Annotated in this window: 19 protein-coding genes and 1 riboswitch; of the genes, 3 read left to right on the top strand and 16 right to left on the bottom strand. The window is 38.2% G+C overall.

Annotated elements, in window-relative coordinates; translation table 11 throughout:
- The first annotated feature begins 49 nt into the window (after positions 1-49).
- Entirely contained in the window at positions 50-1,096 is a 1,047-nt protein-coding gene (locus EJF36_RS02645) for a Gfo/Idh/MocA family protein (protein ID WP_125904878.1), read from the top strand.
- Positions 1,097-1,223: 127 nt separating this feature from the next.
- Here the strand turns inward: EJF36_RS02645 and EJF36_RS02640 are convergent, their stop codons facing one another.
- From EJF36_RS02640 to EJF36_RS02630, 3 genes are all read right to left on the bottom strand, one after another.
- Positions 1,224-1,958, bottom strand: coding sequence for an amino acid ABC transporter ATP-binding protein (locus EJF36_RS02640; RefSeq protein ID WP_125908239.1), 735 nt, complete (start codon positions 1,956-1,958; stop codon positions 1,224-1,226).
- Positions 1,958-2,701, bottom strand: coding sequence for an amino acid ABC transporter permease (locus EJF36_RS02635; protein WP_125904877.1), 744 nt, complete (start codon positions 2,699-2,701; stop codon positions 1,958-1,960). Before EJF36_RS02635 ends, EJF36_RS02640 begins: the two co-directional genes overlap by 1 nt.
- Before the next feature lie 67 nt (positions 2,702-2,768).
- Positions 2,769-3,590 (bottom strand): transporter substrate-binding domain-containing protein, encoded by an 822-nt coding sequence (locus tag EJF36_RS02630; RefSeq protein ID WP_125904876.1) that lies wholly within the window; start codon positions 3,588-3,590, stop codon positions 2,769-2,771.
- A gap of 177 nt (positions 3,591-3,767) precedes the next feature.
- A riboswitch (Lysine riboswitch) is annotated at positions 3,768-3,949 on the bottom strand.
- Positions 3,950-4,142: 193 nt separating this feature from the next.
- Here EJF36_RS02630 and EJF36_RS02625 point away from each other — a divergent pair.
- Together EJF36_RS02625 and EJF36_RS02620 are read left to right on the top strand one after the other, a co-directional pair.
- On the top strand, positions 4,143-4,358 hold the full coding sequence (locus EJF36_RS02625) for a YuzF family protein (protein WP_125904875.1): 216 nt from the start codon (positions 4,143-4,145) through the stop codon (positions 4,356-4,358).
- An 11-nt stretch (positions 4,359-4,369) separates the two neighbouring features.
- The gene (locus EJF36_RS02620; RefSeq protein ID WP_125904874.1) at positions 4,370-5,266 is read left to right on the top strand and encodes a manganese catalase family protein; all 897 of its coding nucleotides are present in this window, start codon (positions 4,370-4,372) and stop codon (positions 5,264-5,266) included.
- Between the two features lie 61 nt (positions 5,267-5,327).
- Here the strand turns inward: EJF36_RS02620 and EJF36_RS02615 are convergent, their stop codons facing one another.
- The 13 genes from EJF36_RS02615 to EJF36_RS02555 form a co-directional block, all read right to left on the bottom strand.
- Positions 5,328-5,705 carry a nucleotide excision repair endonuclease gene (locus tag EJF36_RS02615; RefSeq protein WP_125904873.1) on the bottom strand — a complete coding sequence of 126 codons (378 nt, stop codon included), beginning with the start codon at positions 5,703-5,705 and terminating at the stop codon, positions 5,328-5,330.
- A gap of 242 nt (positions 5,706-5,947) precedes the next feature.
- On the bottom strand, positions 5,948-7,621 hold the full coding sequence (locus EJF36_RS02610) for a glycoside hydrolase family 13 protein (RefSeq protein ID WP_125904872.1): 1,674 nt from the start codon (positions 7,619-7,621) through the stop codon (positions 5,948-5,950).
- 193 nt (positions 7,622-7,814) lie between these two features.
- Positions 7,815-9,263 carry a protein adenylyltransferase SelO gene (locus tag EJF36_RS02605; RefSeq protein ID WP_125904871.1) on the bottom strand — a complete coding sequence of 483 codons (1,449 nt, stop codon included), beginning with the start codon at positions 9,261-9,263 and terminating at the stop codon, positions 7,815-7,817.
- A 233-nt stretch (positions 9,264-9,496) separates the two neighbouring features.
- Positions 9,497-11,878, bottom strand: coding sequence for a polyprenyl synthetase family protein (locus tag EJF36_RS02600; protein ID WP_125904870.1), 2,382 nt, complete (start codon positions 11,876-11,878; stop codon positions 9,497-9,499).
- A gap of 579 nt (positions 11,879-12,457) precedes the next feature.
- On the bottom strand, positions 12,458-12,769 hold the full coding sequence (locus EJF36_RS02595; RefSeq protein WP_125904869.1) for a hypothetical protein: 312 nt from the start codon (positions 12,767-12,769) through the stop codon (positions 12,458-12,460).
- Positions 12,770-12,891: 122 nt separating this feature from the next.
- Positions 12,892-13,608: a VCBS repeat-containing protein gene (locus EJF36_RS02590; protein ID WP_125904868.1), complete on the bottom strand. Its 717-nt coding sequence runs from the start codon at positions 13,606-13,608 to the stop codon at positions 12,892-12,894.
- A gap of 422 nt (positions 13,609-14,030) precedes the next feature.
- Positions 14,031-15,248: a DUF418 domain-containing protein gene (locus EJF36_RS02585; protein ID WP_125904867.1), complete on the bottom strand. Its 1,218-nt coding sequence runs from the start codon at positions 15,246-15,248 to the stop codon at positions 14,031-14,033.
- Positions 15,249-15,435: 187 nt separating this feature from the next.
- Entirely contained in the window at positions 15,436-16,128 is a 693-nt protein-coding gene (locus EJF36_RS02580; RefSeq protein ID WP_125904866.1) for an ABC transporter permease, read from the bottom strand.
- Positions 16,125-16,973 carry an ABC transporter ATP-binding protein gene (locus EJF36_RS02575; protein WP_125904865.1) on the bottom strand — a complete coding sequence of 283 codons (849 nt, stop codon included), beginning with the start codon at positions 16,971-16,973 and terminating at the stop codon, positions 16,125-16,127. The genes EJF36_RS02580 and EJF36_RS02575 overlap by 4 nt, the downstream gene beginning before the upstream one ends.
- A 119-nt stretch (positions 16,974-17,092) precedes the next feature.
- On the bottom strand, positions 17,093-18,148 hold the full coding sequence (locus tag EJF36_RS02570) for a sensor histidine kinase (RefSeq protein ID WP_125904864.1): 1,056 nt from the start codon (positions 18,146-18,148) through the stop codon (positions 17,093-17,095).
- Between the two features lie 76 nt (positions 18,149-18,224).
- The gene (locus EJF36_RS02565) at positions 18,225-18,881 is read right to left on the bottom strand and encodes a LuxR C-terminal-related transcriptional regulator (protein ID WP_125904863.1); all 657 of its coding nucleotides are present in this window, start codon (positions 18,879-18,881) and stop codon (positions 18,225-18,227) included.
- A 92-nt stretch (positions 18,882-18,973) separates the two neighbouring features.
- A complete protein-coding gene (locus EJF36_RS02560; protein WP_125904862.1) occupies positions 18,974-20,950 on the bottom strand; it encodes an oxidoreductase in 1,977 nt (658 codons plus the stop codon).
- A gap of 488 nt (positions 20,951-21,438) precedes the next feature.
- Positions 21,439-22,290 (bottom strand): SPL family radical SAM protein, encoded by an 852-nt coding sequence (locus EJF36_RS02555; RefSeq protein ID WP_125904861.1) that lies wholly within the window; start codon positions 22,288-22,290, stop codon positions 21,439-21,441.
- Between the last annotated feature and the right edge of the window lie 13 nt (positions 22,291-22,303).

The raw sequence follows: 22,303 nt of genomic DNA, 5'->3' as shown, positions 1-22,303 counted from the left end.
TCAATAATAACAAACAATAATAAACAATAATGAGAGGTGCTTTTTTTCTATGAAAAACATAAATTTTGGTATTATTGGATTTGGATCCATTGCAAAAACGCACGCATTGAGCGCTTATGATGCAAACCTTAGATTTAATCTACCTTATACCTTGAACCCCTCTAGCGTGCTCACTAGAAAAGACACTGCATTAACACTACCTAGTGCAAAAAATTACACATCATTTGAAGATATGATTCATACATCAGACTTGCATTTTTTGGATATATGTACACCAAATAACACACATCAAGATTATGTAGAGATGGCTGTAAAAGCTAATCTACCAATTTATTGCGAAAAACCGCTTGCCGAAAACTTGGAAGCAGCAACAAAAATGATGGAATTAGTTTCAGAGAATAACATTCATAATGCTGTTGCGTTTATGTACAGATTCTTACCAGCGATTAACATCCTTAAACAAGAAATAAAAAAAGGGACAATCGGTTCTTTAATACATTTTAAAATAGCTACCTATCATAGCAGCTATCTTAGCTCTGCAAAAGCAGGCACATGGAGAACAAAGGCAGCAAGTGGTGGTGGTGCCCTACTAGATTTGGGTGTTCACTTAATTGATCTCATTCATTATGTTTTAGGGGAAATCACTGACATCACTTCAAATATGAAAATCCATTTCAAAGATAGAAGCTATGTTGATGAATATGCTTTTTGTAATGTGATAACTAATGAAGGAACAGAGGGGACATTAGAGGTGTCACGCATCTCCGCCGAAACAAATAACCGAGATGCTTTTGAAATTTATGGTGAAACAGGAAGCCTTAAGGTTAACATGAAACAACCTTATGTAGTGGAATATTTTAATGAGACCAATCACTCAACATCCCTTCTTTATCCGTCAAAAGAATTGTTAGAAACTCTTAATTTTCCTCAGGAGCGAGCTTGCTTAGGGTTTTTCCAAAGTGCACACACAGCTTCTCTTATCGTATTTGCAAATTCAATATATGCAAATACAGTATCAGAGATTTCGGCAAACTTCTCCGATGCCCTAAAAGTTCAACGAGTAGTAGAGATGGCTTATAACAACTCGAATTCTTAGTGAACGATATTGCTTGTATGTGAAGAACTACAAAGAAGATCCCATAGATTTTCCTGTCATTAGACGAGATTTGAAGAATAAAGTACCTGCCCGTGGGCAGGTACTTACATAAAGATCGTCTATTTTCCTATCTCAACGTCCTTTTTAGAAACTCTCTTGTTCGTTCTTCTTTTGGATTGTTGAAGATTTGTTCCGGGCCACCTTCTTCTGCAATGACACCTTTGTCCATAAACACGACTCGGTCTGATACATCTCGAGCAAACTCCATTTCATGTGTCACGATTAGCATTGTTAAACCAGACTCAGCTAGTTCCTTCATAACTTTTAGAACTTCTCCGACCATCTCTGGATCCAGTGCAGATGTCGGTTCATCAAACAGCATAACATCTGGTTCCATTGACAGCGCTCTGGCAATTGCTACACGCTGTTTTTGGCCACCTGATAGCTGTCTTGGCTTTGCGTTCACATATTCATCCATGCCAACCACTTTTAAATATTTAAGTGCTACCTTTTCCGCTTCTTCTTTTGAGCGTTTTAGCACCTTCACTTGGCCAACCACACAATTCCCTAATACATTGTGATTGTTAAATAAGTTAAATTGCTGAAATACCATCCCTAAATGCGTACGATATTTATGAATATCATGCTTATCATCTAGTATATTTTCACCATGATATATAATTTCGCCACCACTTGGTTTTTCTAGCAGATTCACGCAGCGAAGTAGTGTAGATTTCCCTGACCCTGAAGATCCAATAATACTGACTACTTCTCCCTTATTCACATGAAAGTTAATATCTTTTAGAACTTCATGTGACCCGAAGGATTTGCTAAGATGCTGAATATCTATAATTTTTTCCATCATCGTGCAACCTCCTTCATCGCCATATCAGTTGTTGTCTTCAAGTAATTATCTGGACCATCTAATTTTCTTTCCCAATAACGTAAGATGAGTGTGATGGTAAATGTCAACACGAAGTAAATCGCACAAGCGACTGTAAACGATTCGAAATACCTGAAGTTATTCCCTGCAATTGATTTCGTTTGGAAGTAAAGCTCTGTAACGGATATAACATTAAGAACAGACGTATCTTTAATATTGATGATAAAATGATTACCTGTTGCCGGAAGAATATTTCGAATAACTTGAGGAAGAACAACGTTCCACATTGTTTGGAAATGATTCATACCAATAGCCTGTGCCGCTTCAAATTGCCCTTTATCTATTGACACGATCCCACCACGAACGATTTCTGCCATATATGCCCCCGTGTTAATGGAGACTATTAATATAGCTGCTACAATACGGTCCATATCAAGTCCAAAAGCTAAAGCTGCGCCATAAAAAATAACCATAGCTTGTACAATCATAGGTGTACCACGAAATACTTCTATATAAATTGATAGAATTGAATTGATTATTTTTAATAAAACTCTCTTTGCTCCTCGCTCAGGAATTGGGATCGTACGTATAACCCCTATTAACAAGCCAATAATTGCCCCAAAAACAGTACCAATTAAGGAAATTAATAGTGTTACACCAGCACCCCGAAGGAACATGGGCCAGTTCTCAACAAGAATTTTTATTACCCACTCTAGGCTCATTTTTCCTGACTCCTCCTATAAAATATGAAACCGACCACATTCTAATAGCAGCCGGTTTCATGCTTATTTATTCTGCCGCAGGCTGGTTTTGAATAGCAGCATCCATAATGCTTTTTTGTTCGTCCACTGAGATACCTGCCAGTACTTCATTGATTTTTTCTGTTAATTCACTATCTTTTTTCAGTCCAACTGCGATTGCCGTATCATCTTCTGATGTTTCGAATCCTTCTGTAAATTCAACCATTACGAAGTTATTATTTACTGATTGTGCACTTACACCTTCAGGACGCTCAGAAACATAGCCATCAATTACGCCTGATTCAAGCGCTACTCTCATAGCTGGGAAGTTATCCATTGCTGGCTCTTTTGAAACACCATTAATTTGGTCGATAACTGAATAATGGAAGGTATTTAATTGTGCTGTGATTTTTGCACCATTAAAATCTTGAATTGACGTAGCACCTTCAAATGGGCTACCTTTCTTTACAACAATAACTAAATCAGACTTGTAATAGTTACTTGAGAAATCAATTGTCTCTTTACGTTCAGCAGTTGGTGACATACCAGCGATAATAGCATCGATTTTACCAGATGTTAATGCTGGTACAAGTCCATCCCATTCTGTTTTTACAATCACTAATTCTTTCCCAAGACCTTCAGCAATTTTCTTTGCAATTTCTACGTCATAGCCACCTGCATACTCAGAGCTTCCGTCAATCTTCACGCCACCATTTGAATCATCCATTTGCGTCCAGTTGAACGGTGGATAGCCAGCTTCCAGTCCTACTTTAAATGTGTTGTCATCTGATGAATTGGTTGACCCACAACCTGTGACTAGTAACATAGCTGAGATAGCTAGTACAAAAAGTAATGATAATTTCTTTTTCATTATTGTTTTCTCTCCCTTAAATAGATTAATTAAATAAGATATCTCTATGGCAACTATTAACTACTTTATAATTTTTCTGAATCTTTATGCTATTTTTTAACATAAAAAAATCGACCTGAGATGAACTCAGGTCGACTTGTATACAAAGCTGCCCGTAATTCCTCTACTTTTATCCCTTTGCGAGATAGCACAACTCAATAAACTGGGACGTCTATTGAGACAGTCCTGCAGCTCTTAACTGCAGACCCAGCATATAATAGTGAGTCTATTATATGCTTCGGCGATATTTCCTTCTCCTTTGTCTCATCGCTTCTCACACTACACAAAGGACTGTTAAATACCGCGCCTCTACCTCACTTTCAAAAGTGAGGTGTCTTATTAAATTATTAATTCTTAGCCTACATGAACATGACGAATCTGTCAATCTATTATCATTGATATACATTAATTCCCATACTGTATTTACGCCGCATCTCGCTTTCCATGTATAACTCCACTCATAGAATCATATATTCAAGTGGTTAAATTATAAGGTAAAGGAGCGAAGTCATCATGAGTAAAGAATCAACATCTTTTACAAGTCCTTTTGACCCGTATGTGTATCAAACACTACAAGGTATTACAGGTGCTGCAGTTGTTGTTCAAACAACACAAGGAACGGTTACAGGCATACTTAAAACAGTGATGCCTGATCATATTGTCGTCGAGTCTGGTGGATCTCCATTCTTTATTCGAATACAGCAAATTGTTTGGGTTATACCTAGGTAAGGAGGGGTACTATGTTTAAACGAGAAAATCGTATGTTAATCGACTTGCCTATTCCTGAACACGGGGATCCAAATGCTGCCGCTGTTGTTCAGGAACTGTTAGGTGGTAAATTCGGAGAGATGTCTACACTAAATAACTATATGTATCAATCCTTTAACTTTCGTCAAAAGGATAAACTAAAGCCATTTTATGATCTCGTAGCTAGTATCACAGCCGAGGAATTTGGTCACGTCGAGCTTGTTACGAATGCTATTAATTTATTATCTAGAGGAAATACATTTTACACCGGCAATCCAGATGTAACGCCGTTGCGTGAAGGGAAGGATAGTCGGAATACGTATCAATTTATCGCCACAGCCCAAACAGCTTTAGCAGGAGATTCTATGGGACGCGCATGGACAGGGGACAATGTTTTCAGTAGCGGAAACTTAGTCCTAGATTTACTTCATAATTTCTTTTTAGAAGTAGGAGCGCGTACTCATAAGATGAGAGTATATGAAATGACTGAGCATGAAACGGCAAGGGAAATGATTGGATACTTATTAGTTCGAGGTGGTACACATGTGTTGGCTTATGCAAAAGCGTTAGAAATTGCCACGGGGGTCGATGTAAAAAAATTGATTCCCCTACCTAATTTATCAAATTCAAAATTCGATCATGCTCGTAAATATGAAGAGCAAGGATTAGCAAATGTGCTATATACATGGAATGATGTTGGAGATTATGCGGATATTGCGCAAATATGGAAGGGGACAAATCCAGAAAGTGGAGATAGACTGATTGTAAAAGAGGGTAGTCCAAAAGGTGCACCTATTCCAAACTTAGATGACTTACCAGAAGAGTTTGCACCTGGTATTGATAAAGATGATTACGCTAGAATTGCAAAACGTCTCTTGGAAAATATGTAAAATTTATTTTTGACACATGAAACTAAAAGGTGTTAGCTAAACTTTCAGCTAACACCTGTTTTTATTTGTAATACACTTTATCAATGTTATATTTCGCTTGGAGCTTGTTAATAATGTACGTTTCGTATATATCTCTTTCCATTGCGTCTTCTACATAAAACACGTCAATACGGTACACTTCATCACGATACGGTTTTAGTGGAGACACATTATCCTCAAGATGCTTCTTTACACGTTGTCTAAGCTTTCTTGCTTTTCCTACAAAAAGAAGCTCGTCATTGATGTTATAAAATAAGATGATACCGCCTTTATCTCTAGGTATTTCATGAAGATCAATAAATCCTTCAATTGATTTAATAATCGGCTCATCTTCGTTACGGCGTGTTTGCTCTCTTTCCGTAATAGAAACATCCACTGCTGGGATTGAAATGTTAATCATTAAAAGTCACGTCCTCTACTTTACTTAAAGATAAATCGTATCATAAGTAAGATTGAAATACTATTTTATTTTGTACGCTCATATTATTTGCTGACATATGAATATAATGCACTTTATTGTACAATACGAATCCTGCTCAATAACGAGATACTATTGTTACTATAATGGCTAAATTGTGCGGTTAACATATTGGATTTTTTTACGAAAGAAGCCCCTGATTCATCAGAGGCTTTTTATTGTATCTACTGAAGCTTATACACTCTAGCCTCATACGGCTTTAACGTAATTGTTTCAATAGTCGCGACATCGGCAACATCATTATTACTAATAAGTAACTCATGTGATTTGTTAATTAATTTTGATGGCAATTCAAATATTGCTTCTTTATTTGATAAATTCGTAATGATTAGCATCACTTCATCATTTAGAGTTCGTGTGTAAGCATAAATTTGTGTATGGTCTTCTAGTATAAGCTCATACGCACCGTAAATGAGAGCTTCCTCTTGCTTCCTTACCTGGATAAGCTTTTTATAATAGTGATAAATGGAATTCGGGTCAGCTTTTGCCTGATCAACATTGATAAATTCGTGATTTGGATTCACCTTTAACCAAGGCTGTCCCGTTGTAAATCCTGCATTTTGCGCACTGGACCATTGCATCGGTGTTCGTGAGTTATCACGGCCCATTTTCCAAATTATGTTCATTATTTCTTGATGAGCCTTTCCTTCTGCAATCTCGTTGTAATATAGATTTTTAATCGCCACATCATTGTACTCTTCAATTGAATCAAACTTTACATTCGTCATACCAATTTCTTGACCTTGATAAATAAATGGTGTGCCTTTCATTAAAAAGTACATCGTTGCTAAACTTTTCGCTAATTTTTCACGGTTTTCTTGATCGTCGCCCCATGTAGAAACAGAGCGAGGAATATCGTGATTTTCTAAAAATAAGGCATTCCAGCCCACACCTTCTAAAGCTGCTTGCCATTTAGTTAGAATTTTTTTCATCGCTGGGACATCGACGCCGACGCCTGCCCTCATGTTAGTGCCCCATAAGTCAAGATGATCAAATTGGAATATCATATTGAACTTCCCGTTTTCTTCACCAACCCATAAATCAACCTCATGAGTTTTGACACCATTTGCTTCTCCAACCGTCATGATATCGTATTTGCTAAACGTTTCTCTTTTCAATTCTTCTAAAAAGACTTGAATGCCCTCTTGATTCATATGACAATCAAAAGATGGAACGTACTTTTTATTCTCCGGATTAGGTAGATCAGGGAATCCTGGTCTTTTTTTAATATGAGAGATAGCATCTACTCGAAATCCATCAATTCCTTTATCTAACCACCAGTTCACCATGTCATATAAATCGTTACGAACAGCAGGATTTTCCCAATTTAAGTCAGGCTGCTTACGTGAGAATACATGCATATAATACTCTTTCGTTTGTTCATCATACTCCCAAATGGATCCACCGAAAATAGATTCCCAATTGTTTGGCTCTTTTCCATCTTTACCAGGGTGCCATATATAATAATCTCTATATGGATTATCATTTGATGAACGTGACTCAATAAACCATGGATGTTCATCAGAAGTATGATTTATAACTAAGTCCATAATAAGTTTCATACCACGTTTATGTACTTCTTTTAAAAGTTGGTCAAAATCTTCCATTGTACCAAACTCTGGCATAATGCCTTGATAGTCACTAATGTCATATCCATTATCATCGTTCGGTGAGCTATATATCGGACAAATCCATATGACATCGATTCCAAACTCTTTTAAATAATCTAGCTTAGAGATGACTCCTTGAATATCTCCGATACCATCTCCGTTAGAATCCATGAAGCTTCGTGGATAAATTTGATAAGCCACGGCTTCTTTCCACCATATCTTTTTCATACTTATTCTCCTAGTTCTTTTATATAAAAATGTGTACGACATACACTTTATTTTATTATGTCGATTTTTTCAATGATAATTAGGGATTTTCTTATATTATAGGTGTATAGCGCTACATATTTCATAACGCAGGAGAACTATATAAATATGCAACAAAAAAAGGGCATATTGTTTGCCCTCTATTTACCCTATATTACGTTCCGCAAAAAGTACGGTATGGTTGATTTGATGGTGTAGGTAGGGTCGCATACTCAACTTGCTCTGATGTGTGTGCGTACGGGTCTGACAGTACTTTAAGAAGCTTTTTCATAACACTGAAATCACCTTTTTCTACAGCTGCTTCTAACGCTTCCTCAACTCGATGATTGCGCGGGATGATAGCTGGATTACTATCACGCATGAGCTGCTGGAAATCTGATTTCGGTTTATCTTGCTGATTTACTCGAGTTTCCCACTCTTCGTACCACTTCATAAAATCTTCATGGCCATAAAGACATGTTTTTTCTATATCATTAAATGTTAAGGCTAGAAATGTATTCGTGTAGTCTGCTTTATATTTTTGCATAAGACTAAGGAAACCTTCAATTAGAGCCTCATCTTGCGGGTTTTCGTCGAATAACCCCAATTTCGCTCTCATGCCAGCAAGCCAATTATGACGAAACTGCTTTGGAAATGTTGCTATCTCAGTCTCCGCTATTTTTATAGCCTCTTTTTCATCATCATGCAGAAGAGGTAATAGTGTTTCAGCAAACCTCGCTAAGTTCCAAGCACCAATATAAGGTTGATTTCCGTAAGCATAGCGCCCCTGTCTATCAATAGAACTGAAAACCGTTTCTGGATTATATACATCCATAAACGCACACGGACCGTAATCAATCGTCTCACCACTAATGGTCATATTGTCCGTATTCATCACACCATGAATAAAGCCTACAAGCATCCATTTAGAAATTAAATCAGCCTGCTGTTTGATGACTGCCTGTAGTAGGGCGAGATAACGATCATTATTCTTATCAATGTCAGGATAGTGTCGCTCTATTGTGTAGTCTGCTAATGCCTTTAGATCATCAACCGAACCGAAGTGAGCAGCATATTGAAAAGTCCCAACACGAATGTGACTAACAGCGACACGTGTTAATATAGCACCAGGTAGCTGTGTTTCACGCATAACTGCTTCACCTGTTGTAACAACAGCCAAGCTTCGTGTCGTGGGTATGTTAAGCCCATGCATAGCTTCACTAATAATATATTCTCGAAGCATTGGACCAAGCGTTGCCCGTCCATCTCCTCCACGAGAATACTGAGTTCTACCTGAGCCCTTAAGCTGTATATCAACACGTTCCCCTGACGGTGTGAATTGTTCTCCTAATAGAATCGCGCGACCATCACCAAGCATGGTGAAATGTCCAAACTGATGCCCGGCATACGCTTGAGCAAGTGGTGACGCACCATCAGGTATCTCATTACCAGCAAACACCGCAACCCCTTCAGCACCTTGCAATACATCCAGATCCAATCCCATGCCTTTTGCGAGATCATTGTTAAAAATGATCAATTCTGGTGCACGAACCGGTGTTGGGTTTTGAATTGTATAAAATGACTTAGGCAGACGAGCATAACTATTATCTAAATTCCATCCCATTTCTTTTTGTCACAGCCTCTCCTTTTGATGCATGGGGACGGTTCTGCTGCTTCCTTCGGGTTTCGAAGGAAGCAGCAGAACCGTCCCCATGCTTCCTTTATAGTTTAAGTATATACTGTATCGACTGTTGTTATCAGTAATAATGCACTCATAATACTCTGAGTTGTGAGAGACGGTAGCATCGTAATAACATAAGGAAACCGACCAAGCTACATCGCCTAGTCGGTACTTTTTTATCGATCTCGATTTATCATATAATTTAATAATTGTTTTAAAAATGAAGTGTTTCGTGGTACGTGATGCAAGGCTTCCATCGCCAAGCAGTAATGCTCCCACATTTCTTGCTTCGCACCTTCCTGACCAAGAACAGAAACAAAAGTAGAATTATTGTTTTCCGCATCCTGTCCGGTAGGTTTACCGAGTGAGACAGAGTCGCCATCGACATCTAGTAGGTCATCCTTAATCTGAAAGGCAATACCAGCATGACGAGCAAAAGTTTTTAACGCTTCAATCTCAGACTCCTTCGCATGGGCCAGAATGGCTGGCATAACTAAAGAGGCTTCAAATGCTATACCCGTTTTATACAAACTAAGCGTGTTTAGTTCCTCTAAATTCAATGATTTCCCTCTTGAATCCAAATCCATTTCTTGCCCTTTACACATCAACTGTGTAATTTGCGAAGAATATAAAATTAAATTTAGTACCGTTTTTGGATCAAATTTGTCAAGAGAAGCTTGCTCTTCAACAGCCCTTTGAGTTAAGAACAGTCCTGTTAATTCAGATATAGAAATGTTATACACTTGGTGCAGAGTAGGCCGTCCTCTTCGAAGAGGAGCATTATCTTGAGATGGCAAATCATCAAAGATGAGCGATGCCGTATGCATATATTCTAATGATCTAAGCAGCGGTATAATGGCCAACTTGTCTAGACCATATTCATTCACACCCATCACCCATGTAAGAATAGGTCTTAGACGTTTTCCATCCCCAGCAAGACTGTAATTGGCAGCATCGGTTATAGAATCTTTTAACAATGTCGAATCCCCTATTTTAGGGATATTTAAAATGTTATTAATCTCCAATCGAACAGCTTCTGCCGTTTGTAAAAAGTCTTCCTGTTCTTTTCGCTCATTTTTTAAATTCGTAATAATATGATCTCGAAGTAGCTTATCAAAGAAATCAACATCATCGGCTTTATGAACCATTGCTTGCAGAACTCGATTAAGCTCAGGGATACCAGCTGTCAGCAAACCCATTATTTCGTTATATTTTTCAACACCTAAACGCACTTTACAACGTTTTAAACTGTTAATAGCTCGGTCTAGGATCACTTCACATGTTTTTGTATCTGAACAGTAAACATTGTGAATTAAATGAGAAATAACCGTCCAATACAGTTCAAAGGGATTGATAAGATCCTTTCGTACATCATGATACTTTAAATAGTAGGTATAGGGTGTGACAGCCTCCAGCCTCATATCCTCAAACATATCTGTAAAGTCATCGGCTAACTGATTGTATATCCCGTAAAAAAAAGTTCGATTATCAAAGCCTTCATCTTCAGGTGCATTAATAATCGAGCGCACTATTAGTCGCGATGAAGCAGACTTTAAAATAACAGGAATATATATGTCTTCATTCGTGTAATTCGGATTTGATAAATCTTTATCGCGGTCAATCTCTTGGGAATTAAAAAAAACATAAGATTGCTCCAGGAAAGATTGCTTTCTGTCAGGACGTTGATGAATTTTTATATATTCAAAAGCTTCTTGAAGCTCAGAATAAACAAATTGCATAAAATCCTTGTTTTTCCCTGGCCACTCACCTAACTTTGGTACAATGCCTGTTAAAAGAGTCGTACGGATGAGATTAGAAAAATGCCGCGTTTCTTTCTCTGATAAAATATTGGCATCAAGTAAGTCATCAATAAGTGGATACGTCAGTCCATAGGAATAGCCGAGACGAATTGCTTCGTCTAATTTCCTTCTACGTTCTTCAGATGAAACCCCAGGCTCCATTTCTTCCATCACATGCATTAAAACACCAGCTATTAGTTTTATTAACTTTCGCTGAGATTGCTCTGCATCCATACCCTCGGGTATTTGAGAGTAGACTGTCTTTAACTTGCTTACTAACCAAATCATTGTCGATTCAATACCAGCCTTCTGAGCTTTGCGGTACAATCCAGCCATGCTAAATGGTTCAGCATTATGGTCGCGGTTAGATTGAGTTAGCTTAGTTAAATTCTTTTTTAAGCTATTTACAGCACGAGCAATCCTAGCCTGTGTATCTGGTGAGTCAAGCGCTCTACCAAGATCCCGCATAAAAATATACGAAACACTTCGGTCTAAGTAATTGTCTAATTTCCCTCTTTTTTCTTGCCATCGTATGTAATTGTAAAAATCCTGCGTATCAGGCTTACCTTTCACATAAGATAATAAAGCCACGAAAGGATGATGAATATGGCTTTGCTTCCAACTCTTAATATCATCTATTAAAGTAGGAATATATGCTTTCTCAGTAGCCTGTTCATATAGTTCTGTAAAATAGGCATTAGCCTTCAGTTCAGCCTGCTCATAGCATTCATCAAAATTCATAATAAGTTCCTTCTGCATACATTTAATACCTCTACTTAAATTATCTCTTTGGATGCATGGGGACGGTTCTTGTGCTTCCTTTATAGCTAATAAGAAAAGCGTAAGCATCTTGCTCAGCCCCGACCAACTTAAGACGCAGCCCTTCACCCCGCAGGAAGGGGCTTCCCTCCGGATGGGGAGCGGCTTAAGACCTCGAGCTGTGAAAAGCATCATATTTCATATCATGCTTTTCACAAGATACTCAAGGAAAACTATTCATAGACTGGCTAGGCGCTTAAGGTAGACAAGAATCTAGGTTAGAAAAACTTATGCTTTCTTTAACGTTTAGGAAAGGGAGGGGTAGTCCTTCGCACACCTCACACTCTGACAATCCTGTCGGCAGCATGAGAACCGTCCCCACTCTGCCGTTGCATTCAATCTATTTATCATTCTAACATTGTTATTTTTCAAAAAAATAATAATTTATATATTTACTTGAAAATCTTTTAATAATTTTTTGTCTCCGAGCTTGTTTTCAAAAACTGCGAGAAATTTATTACACAAAATAAATGCACCTAATTCATTTTATGATATTAGGTGCAAACGATTCCTATTTTCCTAGGCTTCTAATTCATTTAATTTTTTCAAATCATTTCGATGAACTTCGAGTTTGAGTACAGATGCATGAGGTGGGGGTGGGTCATTTAATATCGGTTCCACTCCCGCTGGCGTTTGTTCTGCATCCTGAACTTCAGCCTTAATTTTACATCTAACATCTTCAGACTTTAACTGCTCATATGTTTTTCTGATTAATCTCTGAGGTTGTGATTCATCACTAACCATTACTGTTTTCCACGTCAGCTTTTTCCATAGTTGCCATGTAATTAAAAGGATAATGATTAGTGAGATCATGATTAAAACGATTTTCACTTTAACCCCTCCTTTGTTATGTTTTGTTCCCCATTAAGAAGATAATAAACATACATGTTATGTTGTAGAGGAGGTGACTACACAATTTACTGCCCAGAAAACTAACTGCGCCATCATCAAAGCTAGTAGCCAAATATCGCAACATTTTGATTTTGCAAACTAAACGAATTATCCTTCCAGCCTAACGTGTTCAAAACATACCCTAATGAATCAGCATTGTATCTCCCTGCAATTTTTTGATAGGCTAATAGTTCATACACATTATTGGAGTCAAAATCTACCGGATATAAGCCGCTTAAAGGATTAACAAAGCCAGTGATAGGCTCCTTTAGCTGACCATTTTCATCATAAATTTCATTCAAGTATTCAGATCCCTTTAAGGATAAATCTATTAAGTACTTTTTATTATTGCTGGCGCTAACAACTTCAACTTTATAATCATTTAAATATGTCACTTCATATTGATAGTGCTTATTGTATACATTGAAGTCAAAAAGTAATTGTGTCGTGTTATTAGCGAAAGAATAGATGTAGTGGTACATAATAGCCCCGCTACCACCTGTATTAATGCTAATGAAAATATCATCGACACCGTCCCCCGTAAAATCCCCCAAAAATAGTGACGGGTTGTACCCCGCATTATCACGAAGCGATATACTCGTTAAGGCTCCTGTTCGACCATCTTGTATGTGTAATGTTATATTTTGTGTGAACGGACTATCTGGCGTTCGGATTCCGGTTAAATATACATTATCAGGTACTCTGTCTCCCGTTACATCTCCCCTTGCAAAAGAAACAATACTCGTACGACTCATATCAGCCCTGTAATAGTTATACATACCATTCTCCTTTTCATCCTGTTGTTTTATTAGTACATATCCTATGAGCTTATGTTCTTTTTGCCACTTTAATGTTCATTTCTGTCAATAATTAAATTGAGACATTACAAGTTAAAAAAACCTTATGGGATGCTTATTAGTAAAAGCCTACCTTCTGCGTGCTATTCATTTACCTCATCTAAATATTAGAGATTAAACTGGTGATACTGAAATGATGATGAATATAAGCTCCTAAACAAAACTCACCGATTTACGAGCCTTAAGTAGAAGACAGAGGCGTAGTTGCACTTATGGTTAGGAAAGGAAAGGATAAATTTCAAAGAAATTTTTTGCTTGCCTATTAGCCAAAATAAAACAAGACTGCTCTTTGCTTACAGTTAAAAGCAAAGAACAGTCCTATCTAAAAAGTGTTATTTATTACTTTAGCGCGCAACCTGTTTCTTTTTTAAAGGCTGCAGCTTCCAATACGTAAAGCATCTCCATAGCCATTCAAACGGTCCAAATTGGAACGCGCTCAGCCAATAACGGCTGAAAATCACCTGCAAACCAAAGATGAGTAAACAAATGATTGTACCCACTGTTAAACTAACGTCTCCAAAGAAACCTAGCCCTACAAATATAGCAATACTTATAATAGTTTGCGATAAATAATTTGTTAAAGCCATTTGTCCAACATACCCTAACGGGCGCAGACGCTTTTGCCAACTTTCTTTTCTTAATAAAAGAGTAAGAGTAAAGATGTAAACTAACGACATCGTTACACCACTAAGATACGTTATCGTCTGAATAATAGCAGTGGTTTTTAGTCCAGCATCCAGTATCTCAAGCTTATACAGTGCTAAAAGGACAACTATCGGTATACTCACTATGAATGCGACATTACGAATCTTTCTAATAAGGCTCAAATGAGCTGTCACGTCTTTAAATATTCCTATTTTACCGGCTGCAAGTCCAAATAAGAACATTGCTAAAATAGGCAACATAACAATAAGTAAATTCATCAATACAGTCGGCACTTCTGTTTGAAGACGGTAAGCCACCCACTCAGCATATCCAGCTGTTTCATATACGTTAATATACTCTGTTTTTTGTGCTTCATACGCAACAGCCGAGCTTTCCTGCATATCTACTAAAACTTCATTAGGCAAAAGTAGCATCGAGCTTAATAATAAATGAAACAGAACAAGAAGCGTAATAGCCCATACTACCATTGTTTTTACTTTTCTTTTATAAAATAAAAGTAACAGTAAGCCTGTGATTGCATAGCTATGTAAAATATCTCCGTACCATAGAAGAATGAGGTGCAACAAACCTAGCAATAAGAGTCCTAAGATCCTACGTATGTACAAGCGATTCATGCGCAAGCCTTTTTCCTCAGCTCTGCTCATAAAAATATAAAATCCAAGACCAAATAAAAATGAGAAAATAGTAAAAAACTTGCTATCTACGAATAAAGTAAAAAACAGATCAACCCAATAATCCAAGCCCGCATACTCTGTTTCCATACCATGTAAAGAATCTAAAAATAATGGCGAATGAAACGATGGCATATTAACTAGGAAAATCCCAAACAACGCAAACCCCCTAATAATATCAATAGTAACAATGCGCTCTTTCCCTAAGACAGGTGATGACTTCATCTCCCTCACACTCCTTATATAAAATTACATACAAGGCGAATTATACCTTATAATACAATAATAGGAAACAGGCAGTGAGGGGACGGTTCTCATGCTTCCTTGTTGGTGTGTGGGGCGGCAGACAAGGGACGGTTCTCGTGCTTCCTTCGGTTACCGAAGGAAGCGCAAGAACCGTCCCCATACATCCTTATGCTGTTTCTCTTTTTACTAGGAAATGCACAGTAATAGTAAGCAAAGCAATCCACACTATAAGCATTAGTAAGTCGAATCCTACTATCGCACTGTTTAGGCTGGCTTGGATATTTTCAGCAACTGTGACACTCGGCACGAATTGCACAATATCCTCCCATGTTGGAAACTGCTGATAAAACGACGCTGTCATAAATAACACGACCATAATTATGGAGGAAACTGCTGATGATGTTTTTGATGAATTCATCGTTAAACCAACAAGTAAGCCGATTAGTACGAATAAGCCCCCTCCTATAATCATCATCGGCACAAGTGTAAGAAGTTCCATTGTAATTCCAAAGTTAACCATATACACAAACATCTGAGATATTAGCGAAAAAACTAATACGACAAAGCACTTGGCAAAAATAATTTGACGTAAGCTTAGAGGAGAAATCAACAACGCATCAAGTGTTTTATGCTCCTTCTCTTCAATAAATCCAGGTGCAATAATGAGCAATCCGACCATGACTTGAGCAAATATAATCCAGCTTGGTAACAGCATAAGTTCTTGGTCTACTCCGTCCATTAGGCCGATAATTACCTTTGACATAACAACTGGCAAAACAACAAGCATCCATAAAGGTGGCTGCTTAAAAAAATCAACAAATTCGTGTTTGATTAATTGATAGGTTAATTTATTATTCAACTTAACTCACTCCCCGTTAATTTTGCAAAAACATCAGCTAATGTCGCTTCTTGTGAATGAACACTTATCACAACTTCATCCTTCATTTTTTTATATAAAAATTCTGTTGTCTCCTCACTATACAGTGGTAGCTTCTCCTTTTTTACTCCTTCATCGTCTCTATACTCAACCACCATTGTATCTTCACCGAACTTCTCCTTAAGTCTTTGCGGAGTATCTAGAGCCACTAAACAACCTTTGTGCATAATACCAACACGATCACTTAATTCATCGGCTTCATTCATATCATGTGTGGTCATTACAATCGTAGTCCCTTGACACTTCAATGAGTATATATAATCACGAATAAGCCTTGCTGTATTAGGGTCTAAACCACTTGTTGGTTCATCTAAAAATAATATTTTCGGGTTATGCAATAACGCTCTTGCTATCAGTACCCGTTGCTTCCACCCCTTCGATAAAGAACCTACTTTTTGATTGGCTCGATCAGTAAGCTGCAAGCTTGCCATCACTTCATTAATTTTGTCATGGGGTACGTTGTATAACTTTGCAAAAAACTGTAGGTTCGCCAAAACAGTCCATTTGCTATATAGGTTCGGAAGCTCAAACACTACCCCGATACGTTCATGTACTTTTTTCGTATCAGTCTGAACATTCAACCCGTCTATCCATACTTCTCCCTCAGATGGCTTTAACAATCCAATCATCATCCGACTTGTTGTTGTTTTTCCTGCGCCATTTGGACCTAAAAATCCAAAGATTTCACCTTGTTCAATAGTAAAACTCACATTACGCACGGCTTGCTTTCCCTTGAATTGCTTCATTACATGTTTTACTTCAATCATTTTCAGCACCTCTTTCACTTGAACCATCTCTTATTTGATTTCATCTTACCAAGTAAAGGTGGCTTCCAAAACGTTCAAAGTAATGAATTTAAGGTACACAAAAAGGCTGATTTTTTATATCAGCCTTTTGACGGAAACTTTGCTATAAGTGTAGTGCCTACATATGGTTTACTAACAATGTCAAACGTTCCTCCTACTTCTTCAACACGTTGACGCATATTTCTCAAGCCATTGCCATGACTTGATGACATTTTTGCAAACCCTTTCCCATCATCTGAGATGGTCAACAGCACTTGGTCTTTTTCGTCACTTATTTTTAATTGAACATGCTTTGCTTGCGAATGTCTCTCAATATTCGCAAAGGCCTCCTGCGTTACACGATATATTGTCAACTCTACCTCAGGCAGCACTTGTTGTGGCAAATTATAATCTATTTCTACCGGTATCTCCATTCTTTGAGAGAACAAATGTACCGTGACTCGTATTGACTCTTCCAACCCTTGTTCCGCTAATAAAGAAGGCTTTAACTCCTGAATCATGGTTCTTAACTCACTTAATGTAGCTTGTGCGGTCGCTTCCATATGACTTAATATCGCTGTCGTTCTATCAGAAGGCTGTGTCAACTCGTGTCGGAGTGAATGCATGGCATATACTAAACCGTGAAGCCCTTGTGACACAGAATCATGAAGCTCCCGACTTAGGCGGTTCCGTTCCTCTGTAATCGTTAATACACGCGTAGCCTCTTGAAGCTGTTTGTTTTTTTTATTTAACTCCTCTAAAAATCTCATTTTCTCTCTTACCCGTTCAATTCGAAAATGATAAGCACCATAAGCCGCCCCACCTGCGAGACCTAATATGCTAAAAAGCAGGACCTCCTCTTGCATGTAAAAGTCACCCGATAGAGACATGATGATTAGCATGACTAAAATATTAACGATCGCTGCTGCTACAAAGCTTATAGCTGTGTTCATTGCTCCATCTGGTATGCCTCTACTTGCTAATAGTTTACTAGTGAACGAAGCAACAATAACTCCTAGGCCGCATAACAAAGACACTAAAAAGGGAATCGTCCATATAAACTGTTTTTTTATTTCGAAATGGCCTAAATACGCCAAAAGTAAAAAGAAGACTCCAAATACAAATCCAAGTAACATAGCCTTTCTTATATGCTTCATATTGTGGGACCCCTTAGCTTATTCCAAATTTTCTATGAAGATTTGTTATCTTATTCCGTTTATTTGATTAAGACCGTTAACTTATTCCATACTGATTAGCAAGCAAGGCAGCCTGCGTTCGCGATGTAACCTCTAGCTTATGTAATACATTCGCGACATGCGTTTTAACGGTTTTTTCACTTACAAATAACTCTTCAGCAATTTGCTTGTTTCCATAGCCTTTTGCAAGTAGCTTTAGTACATCTAGCTCACGCTGTGTCAAACTATCTAGTAATTTACTATTCTCATCAGTATCAATATGGCCTGCTGTCCCTTGAGCGAGAACCCTTAGATCGATACCTCTTCCTAAATATGTGCCTCCTTCAGCAACGGCTTGAATAGCAGTGACTAGCTCCTCAGGAGGAGCATCCTTTAAACAATACCCTGCTACACCAGCTTGGAGTGCTTCTCTAATTTTATCCTCACTTCCGTAGCTTGTTAAAATTAAAATACGAAGTTCCGGATGAAGACTGATTAGTTTTGTAGTCGCAGCTATACCATCGATTCCACGCATTTGCAAATCCATTAAAATTACATGCGCTTGCTCAAAAGTAGAGACGTTCTCCAAAGCCTCTTCACCACTTGAGTATTCCCCAATTAACTCTAAATCCTTCACACCGCTCAGGAACAATTTAACACCTTGCCTAAAAAAAGGGTGATCATCAACAATTATGACTTTAAAAGGTTGTGTCATGCAGTTTTAGCTCCTTTTGGAAACATGGGGACGGTTCTCATGCTTCCTTCGGTATTCGAAGGAAGCACAAGAACCGTCCCTTTGCTTCATTTTTAGAAAACTTCCGTTAGTTCACCTTTACGCTCGTTTATTGTCAAGAATTCGATAAGATATGCTTTTTCAAATCCACCTTTTGTAGCTTCCCCAAGAGAAGCATGGCCCGCTGCGTCTCCTAATACAAAGGTATTATTAAAATGCCTCTTCAATACCTTTTCTAATGGATTATATGGCTTTACACCCATAGCGACAACAACATGATCCACAACAACTTCGGTCTGTTTTCCTGATTCTTTATCTTCCACGACAATAGCATCTGGTAGGATTTTACTGACGGCATGTTCTGTAATGATTTCGACGCCTTGGTGTTTCAATTTTTCTTGCAATCTAACTCTCGTTTGTGGACTTATTTTCATAGCAGACTTCGTCAATATTTCTATCAATGTCACATCGTTCCCTTTTTCAGCTAATCTCCGAACAGTACTGTGACATACCATACCACTTCCTAAAACGGCTATCTTTTTGTTAGAAAGTGCACTATTCTCTAATTTAACATCTATATAATGACTGACATTCGGAAGATTAATACCCTCTATATTTGGGATTTGCGGTTCACCGCCTGTTGCTAAGAATATTGCAAACGGATTTAATTCTTTTATCTTTTCAACAGTGGCTTCTGTATTTAATCGAACATCAACTTGTAATCGGTTCATTTCATTAGCAAGATAATCAATGTAACGCAGCATTTTCGGTCTATAATTTGGTTCCGTTACTAGTGTCAATTGTCCACCAAGTTGATCATTTTTTTCAAATAAAATCACCTCGTAGCCTTTGAGGGAAAGTACTCTTGCTGCTTCCATTCCGCCTGGTCCTCCGCCAACAATGACTACACGGCGTGTTTCATCAATACGGTTTAACTCTGTAAACTCTAATTCACGACCGACTCTTGCGTTAACCGAGCATTGGATATGCGTTTTTGAATATAAACAATGCAAACAGGAAATACACATACGAATTTCTTGTTCGCGACCCTCCCTTACTTTACGTACCCAGTCGGGCTCTGCGATTTGTCCACGACCAATCGCTACGAAGTCTGCTTTTTTGTCAGCTAATATGCCATCGACATACTTTGGCTCACGTAGAGACCCTACTGTTATAACGGGAATATTTACTACACTTTTCACTTCTTCTGCCAAATACACTTTCCACCCTTGCTCAAACAGCGGTGTGTCGACAATTTTTTCTTTACAATTATAGTTTCCAGCACTGGCATGAATCGCATCCACCCCTAGCTGTTCTAAAGCTATACATATTCGCTTGCTCAACTCAACATCCGTGCCACCTTCATCAAATTCGTCAATACTTAATCGAACAATGACAGGAAAGTCTGCACCGCAGTAATTCTTAATGCCAAGAACAACTTCCTTTAAAAACCTGAATCTATTTTCAAAAGTGCCTCCATACTCATCCGTCCGTAGATTCGTATTAGGGCTCAAAAATTGATTAATCAAATAGCCATGTGCACCGTGAAGCTCTATGCCATCCGCACCAGCTATTTTGCTTCGAACAGCGCCTGCTATAAATTTTTTAATAATGTCTTTCACTTCTGCATTTGTTAGTTCCCTAGGTTCTTCTCCGATAGCTGCACATGTAACAGGACTTGGCGCTACAATCTGTTTACCGCCTAACAACCTAGAGGTTGTCTCTCTGCCAGAATGATGTAATTGAACAAATAGCTTTGTGCCATATTTTTGCACCGTTTTTGCTAATCGATGAATTCCTGTTATAAAGCAATCCTCATCAATTCTTAGCTGATTAAGCGAGCCTTTTCCATATTCATAATCTATTGATGTAAATTCAGTAATGATTAAGCCTGTGCCCCCACGAGCTCTTTCCTCGTAGTAGCGAATCAGATGATCCGTTACCTCACCATTTGATCCAGCTAAATTAGTCCCCATAGCAGGCATTACAATTTTATTCTTTAAAGCGACATGACCGATTTGTCCTTCTTTGAATATATGACGGTATCGCATATGTGTAGAATCCCCCTCGTGATTTTATCTTTCGTTATCTTGTTCATCGTTTCACAAATTATCGCGTGATTTTTACCTATTAATCTATTATAAAAGAAGACACTAACAATTTTTTCAAAATTAAAGTGACAATTCCGTGGCGAAACAAAGAACGATGCATGGGGACGGTTCTCACTCTGCCAAATTGCTAGAGCATTGGATGAATGGGGACGGTTCTCGGTCTGCCAAGATCCCTTGGCACTTCTGGTGCAAGAGGTTATCCAGGTCTTCCTCTGGGCTCTTCTTGCTAAACCGATATATAAAAAGGGGCTCTGCTCCCTAAGGATGTGCGGGACCAATGATTGCTCGAAGCTTATATCCCAGGACAACCCCGACCTCTTCCGTTGGCAACCACAACTAGAAAACGACACAAAAAGACGGTTTCTCATGCTTTCTTCTTTCGCTCGCCGAAGGAAGCATGAGAACCGTCCCCACTCTGCCGACACACATTATTTTTGTTTTAGATATTCATGTTTGGTTTTGACTTGGTATTTCTGCCTCATTTCAGCTAGATAGTTATGGACCTTTGTTTTATACTCTTGATTTGCGCCGCCCTTTTGGTAAATATTCACGTAATCATCATAGTACTGCGGATAGTTATTATGAATAAATGAAAAGAAGCGCTTGCGAATTCCGCCTGTTACGTATAGTGTCCCGGTCAACATGTAGTCAGCCTCCGCTATAGAGGCGTACTTTACGATAGTTTCTAAAGAATCGTGATCATCTGCTAGGAAAGGCAAAATCGGAAACAGATGTAGACCCGTCGTCGCTTTCGTGGCAGATAGCATCTTGAGTGCTTGTAGTCGTTTTTCTGGTAAAGCTGCTCCAGGCTCCACTTTTTTTGATGTCTCGTTATCACAGGTTGTTATGCAAAGAGCTACATTTACTTTCGTGTAATGGGCAAGCTCATCGATAAGGTCTATATCTCTTGTTATTAAACTCGATTTCGTACTAATTACAACAGGATTCCGGTACTTAATCATAACCATTAAAACATCACGCATTAATTCATACTGTTTTTCTATAGGCTGATAGCTATCGCAAACACCACCTAAATTTATAGGCTCACGCACCCATGTTGGTGAGCTTAGTTTCTTTTCTAACGCCTCTGCAATGTTTGTTTTTACAAAAATTTCTTTCGTAAAATCCTTCTCACCTAAATAGCTATGACCACTCATGGCATAGCAGTATATACACCCATGGCTACAACCTCTGTATGCATTTAAATCATATTTATAAGGTACACCACGTTTTTTCAGCTTGTGTAGTGGATCTTTTACTGTAATCTCTGTAACGCCCATTTAATCACCTTCT

Origin of the sequence: Bacillus sp. HMF5848, from assembly GCF_003944835.1 — a bacterium.
Taxonomy (GTDB): domain Bacteria; phylum Bacillota; class Bacilli; order Bacillales; family HMF5848; genus HMF5848.
Note: the sequence above shows the minus strand (reverse complement) of the source record. Positions and strands in the feature narration are given on the sequence as shown.

What these genes read in the sequence shown, in the direction of transcription:
- EJF36_RS02645 (WP_125904878.1), top strand. Translation starts at nt 50, where the DNA reads ATGAAAAACATAAATTTTGGTATTATTGGATTTGGATCCATTGCAAAA.
- EJF36_RS02635 (WP_125904877.1), bottom strand. Translation starts at nt 2,701, where the DNA reads ATGAGCCTAGAGTGGGTAATAAAAATTCTTGTTGAGAACTGGCCCATG.
- EJF36_RS02625 (WP_125904875.1), top strand. Translation starts at nt 4,143, where the DNA reads ATGAGTAAAGAATCAACATCTTTTACAAGTCCTTTTGACCCGTATGTG.
- EJF36_RS02615 (WP_125904873.1), bottom strand. Translation starts at nt 5,705, where the DNA reads ATGATTAACATTTCAATCCCAGCAGTGGATGTTTCTATTACGGAAAGA.
- EJF36_RS02585 (WP_125904867.1), bottom strand. Translation starts at nt 15,248, where the DNA reads ATGAAGTCATCACCTGTCTTAGGGAAAGAGCGCATTGTTACTATTGAT.
- EJF36_RS02610 (WP_125904872.1), bottom strand. Translation starts at nt 7,621, where the DNA reads ATGAAAAAGATATGGTGGAAAGAAGCCGTGGCTTATCAAATTTATCCA.
- EJF36_RS02630 (WP_125904876.1), bottom strand. Translation starts at nt 3,590, where the DNA reads ATGAAAAAGAAATTATCATTACTTTTTGTACTAGCTATCTCAGCTATG.
- EJF36_RS02575 (WP_125904865.1), bottom strand. Translation starts at nt 16,973, where the DNA reads ATGATTGAAGTAAAACATGTAATGAAGCAATTCAAGGGAAAGCAAGCC.
- EJF36_RS02640 (WP_125908239.1), bottom strand. Translation starts at nt 1,958, where the DNA reads ATGGAAAAAATTATAGATATTCAGCATCTTAGCAAATCCTTCGGGTCA.
- EJF36_RS02560 (WP_125904862.1), bottom strand. Translation starts at nt 20,950, where the DNA reads ATGCGATACCGTCATATATTCAAAGAAGGACAAATCGGTCATGTCGCT.
- EJF36_RS02620 (WP_125904874.1), top strand. Translation starts at nt 4,370, where the DNA reads ATGTTTAAACGAGAAAATCGTATGTTAATCGACTTGCCTATTCCTGAA.
- EJF36_RS02565 (WP_125904863.1), bottom strand. Translation starts at nt 18,881, where the DNA reads ATGACACAACCTTTTAAAGTCATAATTGTTGATGATCACCCTTTTTTT.
- EJF36_RS02605 (WP_125904871.1), bottom strand. Translation starts at nt 9,263, where the DNA reads ATGGGATGGAATTTAGATAATAGTTATGCTCGTCTGCCTAAGTCATTT.
- EJF36_RS02570 (WP_125904864.1), bottom strand. Translation starts at nt 18,148, where the DNA reads ATGAAGCATATAAGAAAGGCTATGTTACTTGGATTTGTATTTGGAGTC.
- EJF36_RS02555 (WP_125904861.1), bottom strand. Translation starts at nt 22,290, where the DNA reads ATGGGCGTTACAGAGATTACAGTAAAAGATCCACTACACAAGCTGAAA.
- EJF36_RS02600 (WP_125904870.1), bottom strand. Translation starts at nt 11,878, where the DNA reads ATGCAGAAGGAACTTATTATGAATTTTGATGAATGCTATGAGCAGGCT.
- EJF36_RS02590 (WP_125904868.1), bottom strand. Translation starts at nt 13,608, where the DNA reads ATGTATAACTATTACAGGGCTGATATGAGTCGTACGAGTATTGTTTCT.